The sequence below is a fragment of the Vibrio casei genome (assembly GCF_002218025.2).
In the GTDB taxonomy this organism is placed as follows: domain Bacteria; phylum Pseudomonadota; class Gammaproteobacteria; order Enterobacterales; family Vibrionaceae; genus Vibrio; species Vibrio casei.
Genome location: NZ_AP018680.1, coordinates 2,299,261 through 2,314,529, shown reverse-complemented (window position 1 = coordinate 2,314,529; position 15,269 = coordinate 2,299,261). Strand labels below are relative to the sequence as shown.

Sequence of the window (15,269 nt, the reverse complement as noted above, 5' to 3'; positions counted from 1 at the left end):
TTTTGGAGTAAACCTAAATGGCGAGTATTGAAGCGGCACTGGCTGAGATTAAGCGTGGTGTGGAAGAATTAATTCCTGAAGAAGAACTGATAGCTAAATTAAAAGAAGGGCGTCCTTTAAGAATTAAATTGGGCGCCGATCCAACGGCACCTGATATCCATTTAGGTCATACTGTAATTTTAAATAAACTTCGTGCTTTTCAAGAGTTAGGTCATGAAGTGACATTTTTAATCGGTGATTTTACTGGGATGGTTGGAGATCCGAGTGGAAAAAATACGACTCGACCACCACTGACACGTGAAGATGTTCTCGCCAATGCTGAAACCTATAAACAGCAAGTTTTTAAAATTTTAGATCCAGCTAAAACAAAAATTCAATTTAACTCCGAGTGGTTGAATGAATTAGGCGCTGCTGGCATGATTCGTTTAGCGGCAAATCAAACGGTTGCTCGTATGCTTGAACGTGATGACTTTAAAAAGCGTTATGCGAATAATCAACCTATTGCTATTCATGAGTTTATGTACCCTTTACTTCAAGGTTATGATTCCGTCGCTATGGAGACGGATGTTGAGCTTGGTGGTACAGATCAAAAGTTTAACTTGCTGATGGGGCGTGAGCTACAAAAAGCGAATGGGCAAAAACCACAAGTGGTATTGATGATGCCTTTACTTGTCGGCCTTGATGGCGATAAGAAAATGTCAAAATCTGCGCATAACTACATCGGTGTGAGTGAATCTCCGACTGAAATGTTTGGTAAAATCATGTCTATTTCTGATGTGCTTATGTGGAGTTACTATGAGTTACTTTCTTTCCGTCCATTAGAAGAAATTGAGAAGTTTAAAGCCGATGTTGATGCTGGAAAAAATCCGCGTGATGTGAAAATTCTTTTAGCCAAAGAAATTATTGCTCGTTTTCATAGCGAAGCTGATGCGGATGGTGCAGAGCAAGAGTTTATTAATCGTTTTCAGAAAGGGGCAATGCCGGATGAGATGCCGGAGTTTGAATTTTCTGCTGGCACCGCGATTGGTAATCTTTTAAAAGATGCAGATTTGGTTGGTTCAACTTCTGATGCGATGAGAATGATCCGTCAAGGTGCAGCGAAGATAGATGGGGATAAAATTGAAGATACTAAATTGGTGCCAGAAGTAGGCACGGCGGTGTATCAAGTTGGCAAGCGCAAGTTTGCTCGTATTACGATTAAATAAAGCATTTATTATTTGTGAGCATCACTTTTAACAAAGTCCCATTACTCTGCAGTGATGGGATTTTTTGTTTTTGCTAAATGTGATTTAGCTTTTTAATTGTAATGTCGGTAGAGATAAGTGCCAGCGAATAGCCGCGAGTCGAATGCTTAACGTTGTCATCACGCCAAATAAGAACGAGCTTTGGGTGTTGATTCCAAAGTAAAGTGAAGATGTATGAACAACTCCTCCAGCAATACAGGCAATCGCATAAATTTCACTTCGTAGTACCATTGGAATTTCTCGGGCTAATATGTCTCGGATTATGCCCCCACCACAGCCGGTTAATACTCCCATGATCACCGCGATCATCATTGAGTCTTGAAGATGTAAGGTCTTTTCTACGCCGATGCCAACAAATACGGCTAAACCTATAGCATCACATACTGGTAAAACATACCAAGGTAACTGCTTTGGCTGTCGAACTAATAATAAAGTGGCAAGACAAGTTAGAAAAATGACCCATAAATAATTGGTATCAATGATCCAAAATACAGGTGTTGATCCGAGCATCATGTCACGGATTGAACCGCCACCAATGGCCGTCACACTGGCTAACACGATGACGCCAAATGGATCCATTTTTAATCTGCCAGCAAGCAGTACGCCGGAAATAGCAAAAATAGCGGTGCCAAATAAATCAAAGAAATAAAGTAAGCTAATATTCATTCAGTTTTTGGTCTTATTTGAGGTGGTGTCAATATTATAAGCGCAGATTCTACGGATAAACTTTTTGAAAGCAATACAGCAATGGCGTAATAATAGCCATTACTTATGTTATGGCATTCTTTCACGGACGATATTCAAATGCTGACATACTTGCTTTATAGCTTTTAAGCTTCTCATGGTTGGGCGATTAATCCAGTTTGAATTCAATGACCATATAAATTGATGTTTCACCGCTGGCATTTGCGGCCAATTTTTCCACTGGGCATTGATCTCTTTTTCATCATTTGTGGTGAAGATGACTTGTGGGTTAGCAGTGATTATTTGCTCTAGGCTAACTTGTGGATAGGGTATTGAGGTATTGCTCAGTATGTTTTTCCCGCCACAAATATTGAAAATATCACTGGGCCAATTGAATTCACTGACAGAGATTACGGGCTTTTGGCTTAATTGAAAAAAATATCGGATGGGTTGTAAGTGCTGATATTTTTCACGTAATTGGGAGAGTGTTTTTGTAAAAAGAACCGCATTTTTTTGACCAATAGATGGATTGTCAGACCATTGGCTTAACTGCAAAATAGTGCTTGGAATGTCATCTAATTTTTGAATGGAAGTGTAAACAATAGGAATGCCAAACTGTTTCAGTTGTCGCATTTCGCGAGGATAAAAATTAGGACTCCAAGCAATAACTAAATCGGGTTTTAACGCTAAAATTCGCTCCAGTTTTATCCCTTGATAATTGGCGACAGTTTCGATTTTTTGTGCTTCTTCAGGGTAATCACTGGCTTCGCTTACCGCGATAAGCTTAGAGCCTAAACCCGAAGAGTAAGCTAATTCAGTCGCATGAGGAGAAAGAGTGATAACACGTTGTGCTAAAGGGTGAGCGCTGACATAAAATGGTACTAGATATAAAAGCAAGAGACGAAAGAAATGCATTCCAGCTTTATCCTTTGAAAAATAAACGTTCAATAGTGAGTGCTATGACTCACTATTGATCATGAAGCCGTAAGGTACTAGAGGATAAGTTTTATTTATTTCATGTGCTCTAGCATTTTTACGACCATTTCAGATGAACGCTTTGCTGCTAGAGGTAAAAATTCATCAAAACTCATTGGGGACTCTTTATCCGCGACATCGGATATTGCACGAACCACGACGAATGGTTTACGGAATTGATGACACGTTTGTGCAATTGCAGATGCTTCCATTTCGACAGCAATAACGCTTGGGAAATGCAGACGAATGAAAGCTTGTCTTTCTGGAGTACAAACAAAAGCATCCCCTGTACAAATTAGACCACGTACAGAGTGCGTATCTTTGATGCTTGCCGCAGCTTTTTCAACAATATCCATTAAGGTTGTATCAGCACTAAACGCTGCTGGTTGTCCAGCCATTTGCCCTATTTCGTAGCCAAATGCGGTAACGTCAGCATCGTGATGGCGTACTTCCGTTGAAATAACTATATCGCCTAGATTTAAGCTTGAATCGAAACCACCCGCTGAGCCTGTATTGATAATGACATCGGGATCGAAGCATTCAATTAGTAGGGTTGTTCCAATACTGGCAGAAACCTTGCCAATACCAGATTGAAGTAGGATGATTTTTATACCATTGATAGTGCCAGTATAGAAGGTACAGCCGCCCTTTATTGTGCTTTCGCATCCAACTAAAGTTTCTTTTAAAATGGCAACTTCTTGCTCCATTGCTCCAATAATGCCTACTTTCATAACTCTATTACTCTATTTTGTGTATTAAAATATGGCGCGATTGTAGCACAGGGGCAGTTTAGCTTTATTAAAATATCTTTTATTTATATTCACTTGATTGAAAACTGTAATTTTTTGATGACGTTCGTTCCCCTTAATTATGTAATCAATTTAATTCATGGTTTTAGTAAGTGCGCTTCAGTGAGTTTTTGGCGTAATTCTTCGGTTCGATTTTTATTGACGCCAAAATCAGAGTAGCCAGTACGAGACTTTGAACGTACTTGTAATTCATCACCTTGCTTGGCTAGATGGACGTCATCTACAAATCGAAAAATCAAGCTTGTTGACTCAAGGTGAAGTGTCGTTTCTGTTTTCTTGACTGTTTTTGTGCGCGTTAGAGTTAGTGCTATTTTTTCAATATCATCAATCGATATATCTTCCGATATGAGGTGGAATGGTGGTATTTGATAATCGGTTCTCAGTTCTTGAGTTGAGACACAATTTGGCTTTGAACTGCAAAGTAAAGCAGGATCATTTTTGTTTAACTCTGGCTTATTCATAGATTGGCTCTGACTACAACTAGTAAGTAGTATAAACATAGCTAAAGTACTCAGTATTCGCATCTTTACCTGCCTTTTTATTGGTATTTATTTTGAATAATATGAAATAAATCTATATTAAGTGTAATAAAAAGCCCCGTATCTACGGGGCTTTTGAGTATGATATTAGCTGAATATCTAGAGTATAGACAATTAAGCCGATTTCATTAATGAGTCAGCACGAGCTTCCAAATGAGAATTACCCATTAAGTAAGCATCGACTTCACGAGCACATTCTCGTCCTTCATTAATACAACGTACAACCAATGATTGACCTGTACGCATATCACCGGCAGCAAATACACCTTTTTGACTCGTTGCAAAACCTGTGGTTGCGACATTGCCACGATCATCGAGTTTAATGTCAAGTTGTGCTAACACACCGGTTGGTTCTGGATGTAAAAACCCCATAGCCAAAAATGCTTTAGTACAAGGAATAACGCGTTCAGAGCCCGCGACTTCATCAAATCCTGGGCGCTCACCTGGTTTTGCGTCTTGCCAGACTATATCGGCAATACGTAAGCCAGTCACTTTCCCCTCATTGTCACCAATAAATTCTTTAGTCAAAATGTTCCAATGACGTTCACAACCTTCTTCATGTGAAGTTGTCGTTTTCATGATCATTGGATATTGAGGCCAAGGTTGATTGGCTGGACGCTGACCTGGTGGAACAGGCATGATCTCAACTTGCGTGATACTAGCGGCGCCATGACGGTTAGACGTACCGACACAGTCTGAACCAGTATCACCACCACCAATGACTACAACATGATCATCTTTAGCATGAATTTCTTCAGTTTTAAGATCCATATTGTTAGCCCGGCGGTTATTTTGTCCTAGGAATTCCATCGCAAAATGGACACCTTTAAACTCACGGCCCGGGATTGGTAAATCACGAGGTACCGTTGAACCACCAGTGAGCAATACAACATCGAACTCTTGGCGTAATTGCAGAGCATTGACGTTAACACCAATATGAGCATTTACTTCAAATTTAACGCCTGCTTCACGCATTAAATCAATCTTACGATCAATTACATCCATGCTTAACTTAAAGTCAGGGATACCAAAGCGTAGTAACCCCCCGACTTTTTCATCACGCTCATAAACCGTGACTGAATGACCAGCGGCATTTAATTGCTCCGCTGCGGCCAAACCTGCAGGTCCAGAACCTACTATCGCAATGGTTTTACCAGTACGACTACGTGGTTTACGTGGTTTGGCATAACCTTCTTTGTAAGCTCGCTCAACGATATTTTTCTCGATGTTACAGATGGTAATTGGATCTTGGTTTATCCCAAGAACACAAGATGTCTCACACGGCGCTGGACATACTCGCCCTGTAAATTCAGGGAAATTATTGGTGCTGCTTAGAATATTCCAAGCTTCTTCCCAACTGTCACGATACACCGCATCATTAAACTCAGGAATGATGTTACCAATAGGGCAGCCGCTGTGACAAAACGGCACGCCACAATCCATACAACGAGAGGCTTGAGTATTAATTTTCTTACCAAATTCCTCATCTAGTACAAATTCTTTGTTGTCTTGTATGCGAACACTAGGATCAACTTTCTTTGGAAGTTCACGACCATGCTCTAAAAATCCAGTAGGCTTACCCATTTACGGCCTCCAACTCTTCCTTGTTTACGGCATTTTTGCGTTTTTGCAATACAGCCTTGTAATCACGTGGCATCACTTTTGCCATGCTGGCTAGATTGTCATCAAAATCGGCTAAGAATGCTTTTGCTACTACACTTCCTGTGTAGTTAATATGTTTAGTCAGCATTTCTTTTAGCAAAGATTTATCTTCTGCTTCAATTGGGTCTAAGTCGACAAGTTCAGCATTAATTTTTGTACTGAAGTCTCCAGCTTTATCCCACACATAGGCAACACCGCCACTCATGCCTGCAGCAAAGTTACGGCCTGTTGATCCTAGGATAATTGCTGTACCACCAGTCATGTATTCACAACCGTGGTCACCGACACCTTCAACCACAACGTGTGCGCCTGAGTTACGAACACAGAAGCGCTCACCAGCCATACCACGGATGAATGATTCACCAGATGTAGCACCATAGAAACAAACGTTACCCACTACAATATTGTCTTCTGCGATAATGGATGATTTCACATCAGGGTAAAGCACGAGTGTGCCGCCTGATAAGCCTTTACCCCAGTAATCATTCGCATCACCTTCGACTTCAAACTTAACGCCTTTCGCCAAGAATGCACCAAATGATTGACCCGCAGACCCTGTAAACTTAACGTTCATAGGTTGTGGTAAACCATTGTCTTTATAGACTTTCGAAATTTCATTCGACAGCATGGTTCCTGTACTACGATCGGTATTGATGATAGGGAATAATGCATCTACAGCTTCACCCTTGGTAAGCGCAGGTTGTGCGACTTCAATCAGCTTACGGTCAAGTACGGCTTCTAAGCCATGGTTTTGCTGTTTCTGATTGTAGACGCCATCTTCAGCACGAGGTGGTTGGATATGAAGAACAGGAGAAAGATCTAAGTTCTTATATTTCCAATGCTGGATATCATCACGGACTTTTAGTTTTTGTGATTGACCAACCATTTCTTGGATGGTGCGGAAACCAAGTTCAGCCATGATTTCACGCAAACCTTCAGCCATATACTGGAAGAAAGTGACGACGTCTTCTACACGACCGTCGAAGCGCTCACGTAATGATTTATTTTGCGTTGCGATACCAACTGGGCAAGTGTTTTTGTGACACTTACGCATCATGATACAACCTTCAACAACAAGTGCAGCAGTCGCTACTCCCCATTCTTCTGCGCCAAGTAACGTTGCCATTGCAAGGTCACGAGGGGTTTTCATTTGGCCATCAGACTGAACGACGATACGGTTACGTAGGCCGTTTTTTAGTAGTGTTTGGTGTGTTTCGGCTAGTCCTAATTCCCACGGTAGACCGGTATGACGAATTGAAGACATTGGCGATGCACCTGTACCACCATCAAAGCCTGCGATCAGTACAACGTCTGCTTTTGCTTTTGCGACGCCTGATGCGATCGTTCCTACACCTGCTTCAGAAACCAATTTTACGTTGACGCGGCTATCACGGTTGGCATTTTTCAAATCGTAAATTAGCTGAGCCAAATCTTCGATTGAGTAAATATCGTGATGTGGAGGCGGTGAAATTAAGCCCACTCCTGGAGTTGAGTGGCGAGTTGCCCCGATCCAATCATCTACTTTATCGCCAGGTAGTTGACCACCTTCGCCAGGTTTTGCACCTTGAGCCATTTTAATTTGTAGTTCATCAGCGTTAGTTAGGTAGTAAGAGGTCACACCGAAACGACCTGATGCAACTTGTTTAATCGCAGAACGTTCCCAATCACCATTGGCTTTTTTCTCAAAACGAACGGGATCTTCACCGCCTTCACCTGAGTTGGATTTTGCGCCAATCCGGTTCATCGCTATCGCCAGCGTAGAGTGCGCTTCGTGTGAGATAGAACCAAAACTCATTGCGCCAGTTGCAAAGCGTTTTAAAATGCTTTCAATCGGTTCTACTTCTTCAAGAGGAATAGAGCCAGCTGGGTTTTTAATAAAGTCTAATTGGCTACGTAATGTTGCTGCGTTATCACCTTGGTCATCAACCGTTTTCGAATATTGCTTAAATTGAGCGTAATCTTTATTACGTGTCGATTGCTGTAGCAATGAAATGGTTTCAGGGTTGAATAAGTGCTTCTCACCACGTTGTTTCCATTGGTAAACCCCACCCACGTCCAACATTTGCAGTGGAATTTCGCGAGTTGGGTAGCCCACACGGTGACGGATCAGCACTTCGCGTGCGATGTCATCGATGGTTAAACCTTGGATACGAGAAACGGTACCGGTGAAATACTTATCCACCACTGATTTACTGATACCGAGAGCTTCAAAGATTTGAGCGCCATGGTAAGACTGCAGTGTTGAAATACCCATTTTAGAGAAAATTTTCAATAAGCCCGCATTGATGCCTTTACGGTAGTTGTTGAATAAATCTTCGGTCGGTACTTCAGGATCCAGTTTTCTCTTCTTCTGAAGATCAACAATGGTTTCTGTGACTAAATATGGGTTAACTGCATTAGCACCGTAACCGATTAGGGTGGCAAAGTGGTGCGTCTCACGTGCATCACCAGTCTCAACCACAATGTCACACTTAGCACGTAAACCTTTACGGATAAGGTGATGGTGAACAGCGCCGACTGCAAGCATGGCAGGGATCGCTGCGTGGTTAGAGTTGGTTGCACGGTCAGTCAGTAGGATGATGGAGTAACCATCAACCACTGCATCTTCTGCGTATTGGCAAATACGTTTAAGTGCACGCTCTAACTTGCCCGCTTCATCGGTTGCTCGGAAGACTATATCCAAGGTTTTTGCTTGAAGGTGTTCATTATCAATGGCGCGCAATTTCTCGAGCTCATCATTTGATAAGACGGGCGACTCCAACTCAACTTTACGGCAGTGTTCAGGTGTTTCAGATAGCAAGTTGTGGTCACGACCTAAATAGGTATTAAGTGACATCACCATACGTTCACGAATTGGATCGATAGGTGGATTGGTTACTTGCGCGAACAATTGCTTAAAGTAGTGAGATAGATGCTGTGATTGATGCGATAGAATGGCGAGAGGCCAGTCTGCACCCATTGACATTAAAGGTTCATAACCGGTTTCTGCCAACACATGAATAATATCTTTTACTTCTTCAGAGCTAATGCCGAATGCTTGTTGATGCTGCAATAAACGCGCTGGTGATGGCTGGTGATGCATGTTGTCTGCATCGGGTAGCGTTTTTAGCGTCAGTAAGTTATCCATTACCCACTGCTCATAAGGTTGAGAGTTAGCAATCGAATCTTTTACTTCTTCATCCGAAATGATGCGACCTTGTTCTAAATCGGCAACAAAAATACGCCCTGGTTGTAGACGACCACGGTATTCAATATTTTCTGGTGCGATTTCTACTGCGCCAGATTCTGAAGCCATAATTAAAAAATCATCTTTAGTTACGGTATAGCGAGATGGGCGAAGACCATTACGGTCAAGTGTTGCGCCTACCTGAACACCATCGGTGAAACAGACAGAAGCCGGGCCATCCCAAGGTTCCATGATATTGGCGTGATATTGATAGAAAGCACGACGCGCCGGATCCATGTTTTTATTTTCTTGCCATGCTTCAGGAATAAGCATCATTAAAGCATGTGGCAAGGTACGCCCTGAAAGAACAAGCAGTTCTAGTGCCATATCAAAGTTAGATGAATCGGAGCCATTTTCTGAGCAAATCGGCAATAACATGTCGATTTCAGCTTGTGAAAACAGATCAGATTCTAAGATGGCTTCACGAGCTTTCATCCAGTTTAAGTTACCACGTACAGTGTTAATTTCACCATTGTGTGCAATGTAACGAAATGGTTGCGCTAAGCGCCATCTTGGAAATGTGTTTGTCGAGAAACGAGAATGAACAAGAGCCAGAGCGGTGACCATTGTTGGATTTTGTAAATCCAAAAAATATTGAGGTACTTGGTCTGTGGTTAGCTGGCCTTTGTATACAAGCGTTTTGTATGAGAGGGAATTGATATAAAAATCATCATCAATATTTGATACAGATTCAAGGCAAACACGAACGGTATAATTTCGTAAAACGTAAAGTTTACGTTCTAGCTCTTCAGGTGACATACTTGCGCCACCAGAAATAAAGACGTGTTCGAATTGTGGTTCAGTGCTAAGAGGGTCTTCACCTATCATTGAATTATCAACAGGTAATACGCGGTAGCCTAAAATTTCTAAATCTAGACGATTAGCGTTACGTGCTAGAATATCTCGGCATTGTTGTCGCTTGTGTTCATCTTTTGGAAATAGAACAACACCTACGCCATACTTTTCAAATGATGGTAGTTTGATACCAAGAGTAACCGCTTCCTCTAAAAGAAACTCATGAGGTTTTTGCAGTAGAATACCTGCACCATCACCACTACAAGGATCACAACCTTGACCACCGCGGTGTTCCATACGAGCCAGCATATCAAGTGCTTGAGTGACGACTGCATGAGATTTGCGGTTCTTCAAGTGAGCAACAAAACCGATCCCACAGGCATCGTGCTCCAGCTCAGGAGTGTACAATCCTTGTGTACTTTGCTCTCTACTTACCATAGATACATCCTTCCAAGTTAAATAGCAGTGATAGAATCAGCATCTATGCTTATCTTGTCACCACTTTGTCCTTTTATTTACTTATAATCTTTCACTTACATTGCTCGGTAGTAAGTGCGATTCCTTTCAACTATTCGCAGAAAACTATGTGCGAAAAAAGTTATTCCTTAGTTCTTATTGTTACGGAAAGAAAAACATCCAGTTTTTTATTCTCAAATAACTCAGATTTAAAGCGATTTATATATTCACTTTATCGTGATGATCATCACGAAAAAGACAACATCGTACAACTATCCTACATTTTTGTACTATGTAATTCCAACGAAACTTCACCTGAAAGTGATAAATATTTCATCGTTTTTGCATATTAACAGAGTTAAAGTGCGTGTAAATGCAAATAATATGCTGTTTTTTTGAATGTTTATTTTTTTGGGAATGAGTTGTGAGGGGGGGGGGAATGAATGAAGCTTGTAAATAAGCAACTTTTTTGAGCTTTAGGTCATGTGTAATAGGTTGAAATTTTCTAGTATGAAAATGCATAATAAAAATGTCATAAAATGAATGATATGTCTAAATTTCGAGTCAAATGATTGTGTGAGTATAAAGAAAAAGGGAAAGAGAATCTTTTTCGATAGATAAAATGAGAATAAAGGTGCCACCATGTTATTAATTTCCTTGTAAGATTGAGGGATGAATCGTATTTAAATTGAGCGTGGATAGCGGATGGAATGGTTTTCGATCGCAAAACATGGCGTGGGTTTTGATGTAACATTGATTCTTGCCTGCCTATTTACCGTAATATTTATTCAATATAGAAGTCGAACTCGTCTCTTGAATTTAATTCATGAGGCCACGACAGCAATTTTCTTACTTGAAAAAGATTCTGGTTTGGTTATGGATGCCAACCAGATGGCCATACAATTGCTTGGTATTCGTCGAGTTGGAAAGCGTTACTTTTTACCTCCTTTAATCACGCCAGAATCATTATTGATGATGATAGAATCGGCGAAGAAAGAGCCTTGTCAAACATGGATGGTGTCAGAGCTTAATTGCCGTCAAGTGAACCTAGTCTTGAATCCTACGACTGTTCGTAAACGTAAAGTTTGGGTTGTTCACGCACATCCGGTCAGTGATTTTAAAAAATATAGTTGTTTAGACCGTCTGCCATCGCACATGGCTCAAACTGCATTAGATTCGTTATCTGAATTGGTTTTTTTAAAAGTTTAGATAACAGTCTATTAGGTACAAATAAGGCTTACGAGCGATTTTGGTTGGAAAGAAAAGAGGAAGGATGCGCCTCGCTTGAAGTAGATATTTCATCAGGTCGTTCAACTCATAAACGATGGACAACAACCATTGATGGTGAAAGTTGTCTATTAGAAACTCATATTAGCCCTTTGATGGGCCCTGATGGTGTGGCTATTGGGATGCTAGGCATTAGTCATGATGTGACGGATTGGTTTACGATGCAGAAGTCCTTTAGCGCTGAAATGGATAAACGCCAAACGTTAGAAATTGAGCTTGCACAAAGAGAAACCTTATTGCAATCCATTTTATCGGCTTCTCCCGATCCCATTGCGATCTTTAATGAAAATAGAGTACACGAAGCGTGCAATCAGCCGTATGCCGATTCGCTTGGTGTTGCTTCTATTAGTACACTTTTGGGGCGACGATTAGATGAAGTTTTACCGGAAAGTCTTGTAGGTCGGTTTACAAAAAGTGATTTAGAAGTGTTAGAAAAAGGACGCACACTGCGCTTTATCGACATGGTTAATCGAAAGAATGGTGAAACCATCTGGTATGACGTATTAAAAGCGCCTTATGTTGATCCCGTTTCGACTACTACAGGTTGTTTGTTGATTGCTCGGGACGTGAGCGAACGTTTTTTAGCAGAGCAAAAACTAGCGACTGCCAATGCTGAATTAGAAAAGTTGAGCTTTTTTGACGGATTAACGAACATTTCTAATCGTCGTCGTCTTGATAACCAACTTAATGCGCTTTGGGCATTGCATTTACGGCAACAAAGCCCGCTGACTATTATGATTTGCGATATTGATTATTTTAAATCTTTTAATGACCACTATGGACATCAACGGGGCGATGAGGCTTTAATTAAGGTTGCTGAGGCATTTTCTAAGGTTACCCAGCGTGGTGCCGATTTAGTTGCACGTTATAGTGGGGAAGTGTTCGTTTTTTTATTACCTGAAACGGAAATGCCAGGTTGTATGGTTATTGCGGATAAGATTCATCAAGCGGTTGCCGATTTAAATATTCCACATGAATATTCACCGATTAGCAACCAACTAACTATTAGCTTGGGATTGACAACGATTATTCCACAACGAGAAATATACCCTGAATTTACCCTTGATCTTGCCGGTAAAGCACTTTATGCCGCTAAGAATGCGGGTCGTAATCAAACCCAGATTAGTGTGTATAAACCATCAGATGATTTCAGTTCAAAAGATGGACGAGGAGAATAATGAAACCGTTAAAAAATTTAGCTCGTTATTATGTTGATCTGCTTGTTAAGTTGGGCATCGCTCGTTTTTCTATACTGCTAGCATTAGCTTTAGTGTGTTTTTCTGTATTACTTCAAGTGTCTGTCAGCTTGGTATTACGGGGGGAAATTGAGAATATTGTTATTATTCGATCGGTTTTCTTTGGTTTATTAATCACACCTTGGGCGGTTTATTTTTTGACTGTTGTCGTGGATCAGCTAGAAAAATCCCGGCAACGTTTGACTAGTATGGTGTTTAAACTCAAAGATATGAGAGCTCGTGATCGTGAGTTAAATGTTGAATTGCAAGAAAACCTTAGAAAACTGCATCAACAAATGGAAGAGCGTGAGAAAGCGGAAGTTGAACGTTTTGAGGCGATTCAAGATTTAGAAAATGAAGTTTATCAACGTGAAAAAACCCAAGTGGAACTGGCAGAAAGAACGGCTTTGATGCGATCTTTTTTAGACGCCTCTCCTGATTTAATCTATTACCGAAATACGAATGGTGAGTTCTCCGGGTGTAATAAGGCTTTTGAAGAGTTGGTTGGTTTACCAGAAAAAAAATTGGTTGGATTATCTATCTATGATGTTTATAGCGACGATTGTACTCGCCAACAAGTTGAGGCGACTGATGCGAAAGTTTTTCAATATAACAAAGAGTTAACGTATGAGATTTGGCTTCAATATCCAGATAATAAACGAGCCTATTTTGAGTTTCGTAAATTACCGTTTTATAACAAAGACAACCAATTGCTTGGTCTAGTCGGTTTTGGCCGAGATATTACCGAGCGTAAGGTGTATCAAGATGCACTGGTGAAAGCGAGCCAGGATAAAACCACTTTTATCTCTACGATTAGTCACGAATTACGCACACCCTTAAATGGTATTGTTGGGTTAAGCCGCATTTTGCTTGATTCGAAACTGGATGAATATCAGCGTAAATATATGCAAACGATTAATGTTAGCGCTATTACTCTAGGGCATATTTTTAATGATGTAATTGATTTAGATAAGTTTGATCGCAGTGAACTTGAGTTATTAGCCGTTGAAACTGACTTTCATAGTTTTATAACCGACATTGAAAGCATTTCAGGTTTGATGGCAGAGCAAAAAGGTCTTCGATTTGAATTAGATCGGTTAAGTGAGTTGCCTCATGGCATTCTTGTTGATGCAACACGTCTAAGACAAGTTCTGTGGAATTTAGTCAGCAATGCCATGAAATTTACAAAAGAAGGGGGCGTGTCGGTCAATGTAAGTGCTGATTTTGATAATGAATATGCCGAGATTCAATTTGACATAGAGGATACGGGGATAGGTATCCCTGAGTCTGAGATAGACAATATATTTGGCATGTACTATCAAGTTAAATCAGGAAAAGACAATTTACATGCAGTGGGAACCGGTATAGGTCTTGCTGTCTCGCAAGAAATTACGCATAGAATGGGGGGCGAAATTACGGTTAATAGTGAGCTTGGTTTCGGTAGTACCTTCAGTGTCTCAATTCGTGTTCCAGTTGTTAAGCTTGGTTATGAGTCTGAACCGCATTTTTATTCCAAATCCAGTTTGCGTATTTTTATGGTAGAAGATATTGAGCTAAATATTACAGTGGCTTGCTCTGTTTTGGAAAATCTAGGGCATAGCGTTGAGGTAGCCATGAGTGGTGAGGAAGCTTTAGCTAAATTTCATCCTCAAGATTATGATTTAGTGTTACTGGATATTCAATTACCCGATATGACCGGGTTTGATATTGCTCAGCAATTACGAAGAACTTATAAAAAATTACCTCCACTTGTGGCCTTGACAGCTAACGTGTTGAAAGATAAGCATACATATCTACAAGGTGGGATGGATGATGCGATAAGTAAGCCTTTATCCGTTAAAGCAATATATAAAATTATTGAACAATGTATCGAAGGATCATTGCATAATGATTTATATCTTCACTCTGGATCATTAAAGGAAGAGACTCTCCCTTTTGTGTCATTAGAAAAAAAGAGCATTGCGTCCCTAGACTTGGCCAAGACTGAAGATGAGGAAGGAGTGTTAGATAAAGAGATGCTTAACGCTTATATTGACATTGTGGGCTCCCAGTTAGTGATGAATAGCGTTGTCATGTTTGAAGAAACGATGCCTAATTATATGACGTTATTAAACCTTTACCTTGAGTCGGGTGATGACGAAAATTTAGTTTCTGAAGCGCATAAAATAAAAGGTGCGGCTGGCTCGGTTGGTTTACAACGAATTCAGCAGTTAGCACAGAAGGTGCAGTCGCCAGAAGAAGAGAATTGGAAGCGGTCAGTTGGTAAATGGGTAACCGACATCGATCAAGTCTATCAATCAGATATCAATACACTGAAACAGTGGTTACAACAGAAAGGTTAACAAATTTATATTTTT

The 15,269-nt window shown here is 40.6% G+C and carries 10 protein-coding genes; 4 read left to right on the top strand and 6 right to left on the bottom strand.

Annotated elements, in window-relative coordinates:
- The first annotated feature begins 17 nt into the window (after positions 1 to 17).
- Entirely contained in the window at positions 18 to 1,205 is a 1,188-nt protein-coding gene (tyrS, locus tag VCASEI_RS10850; protein WP_086961838.1) for a tyrosine--tRNA ligase, read from the top strand.
- 84 nt (positions 1,206 to 1,289) lie between these two features.
- Here tyrS and VCASEI_RS10845 read toward each other — a convergent pair whose 3' ends face one another.
- From VCASEI_RS10845 to gltB, 6 genes are all read right to left on the bottom strand, one after another.
- On the bottom strand, positions 1,290 to 1,910 hold the full coding sequence (locus VCASEI_RS10845) for a TRIC cation channel family protein (RefSeq protein ID WP_086961836.1): 621 nt from the start codon (positions 1,908 to 1,910) through the stop codon (positions 1,290 to 1,292).
- A gap of 108 nt (positions 1,911 to 2,018) precedes the next feature.
- Positions 2,019 to 2,843, bottom strand: coding sequence for a vitamin B12 ABC transporter substrate-binding protein BtuF (gene btuF, locus VCASEI_RS10840; RefSeq protein ID WP_086961834.1), 825 nt, complete (start codon positions 2,841 to 2,843; stop codon positions 2,019 to 2,021).
- Between the two features lie 95 nt (positions 2,844 to 2,938).
- Positions 2,939 to 3,634, bottom strand: coding sequence for a 5'-methylthioadenosine/S-adenosylhomocysteine nucleosidase (gene mtnN / locus VCASEI_RS10835; protein WP_086961832.1), 696 nt, complete (start codon positions 3,632 to 3,634; stop codon positions 2,939 to 2,941).
- 155 nt (positions 3,635 to 3,789) lie between these two features.
- A complete protein-coding gene (locus VCASEI_RS10830) occupies positions 3,790 to 4,173 on the bottom strand; it encodes a DUF1499 domain-containing protein (RefSeq protein WP_226983283.1) in 384 nt (127 codons plus the stop codon).
- Between the two features lie 192 nt (positions 4,174 to 4,365).
- Positions 4,366 to 5,835, bottom strand: a complete 1,470-nt coding sequence (locus VCASEI_RS10825; RefSeq protein WP_086961828.1) for a glutamate synthase subunit beta — start codon at positions 5,833 to 5,835, stop codon at positions 4,366 to 4,368.
- Positions 5,828 to 10,372 carry a glutamate synthase large subunit gene (gltB, locus tag VCASEI_RS10820; RefSeq protein WP_086961826.1) on the bottom strand — a complete coding sequence of 1,515 codons (4,545 nt, stop codon included), beginning with the start codon at positions 10,370 to 10,372 and terminating at the stop codon, positions 5,828 to 5,830. The genes VCASEI_RS10825 and gltB overlap by 8 nt, the downstream gene beginning before the upstream one ends.
- A gap of 723 nt (positions 10,373 to 11,095) precedes the next feature.
- Between gltB and VCASEI_RS10815 the strand changes: the two genes are divergently transcribed.
- The 3 genes from VCASEI_RS10815 to arcB are packed head-to-tail and all read left to right on the top strand — an operon-like array spanning position 11,096 to position 15,254.
- Complete coding sequence (locus VCASEI_RS10815; protein WP_086961825.1) at positions 11,096 to 11,599, top strand: hypothetical protein; 504 nt, start codon at positions 11,096 to 11,098, stop codon at positions 11,597 to 11,599.
- A 44-nt stretch (positions 11,600 to 11,643) separates the two neighbouring features.
- A complete protein-coding gene (locus VCASEI_RS10810; protein WP_086961823.1) occupies positions 11,644 to 12,855 on the top strand; it encodes a diguanylate cyclase domain-containing protein in 1,212 nt (403 codons plus the stop codon).
- Positions 12,855 to 15,254, top strand: coding sequence for an aerobic respiration two-component sensor histidine kinase ArcB (gene arcB / locus VCASEI_RS10805; protein ID WP_089110784.1), 2,400 nt, complete (start codon positions 12,855 to 12,857; stop codon positions 15,252 to 15,254). The genes VCASEI_RS10810 and arcB overlap by 1 nt, the downstream gene beginning before the upstream one ends.
- Positions 15,255 to 15,269 lie beyond the last annotated feature (15 nt).

Bases quoted from the DNA above. Each gene is read 5' to 3' on its own strand.
- VCASEI_RS10845 (WP_086961836.1), bottom strand. From the start codon at position 1,910: ATGAATATTAGCTTACTTTATTTCTTTGATTTATTTGGCACCGCTATT.
- arcB (WP_089110784.1), top strand. From the start codon at position 12,855: ATGAAACCGTTAAAAAATTTAGCTCGTTATTATGTTGATCTGCTTGTT.
- mtnN (WP_086961832.1), bottom strand. From the start codon at position 3,634: ATGAAAGTAGGCATTATTGGAGCAATGGAGCAAGAAGTTGCCATTTTA.
- VCASEI_RS10815 (WP_086961825.1), top strand. From the start codon at position 11,096: ATGGAATGGTTTTCGATCGCAAAACATGGCGTGGGTTTTGATGTAACA.
- tyrS (WP_086961838.1), top strand. From the start codon at position 18: ATGGCGAGTATTGAAGCGGCACTGGCTGAGATTAAGCGTGGTGTGGAA.
- btuF (WP_086961834.1), bottom strand. From the start codon at position 2,843: ATGCATTTCTTTCGTCTCTTGCTTTTATATCTAGTACCATTTTATGTC.
- VCASEI_RS10830 (WP_226983283.1), bottom strand. From the start codon at position 4,173: ATGAATAAGCCAGAGTTAAACAAAAATGATCCTGCTTTACTTTGCAGT.
- VCASEI_RS10825 (WP_086961828.1), bottom strand. From the start codon at position 5,835: ATGGGTAAGCCTACTGGATTTTTAGAGCATGGTCGTGAACTTCCAAAG.
- gltB (WP_086961826.1), bottom strand. From the start codon at position 10,372: ATGGTAAGTAGAGAGCAAAGTACACAAGGATTGTACACTCCTGAGCTG.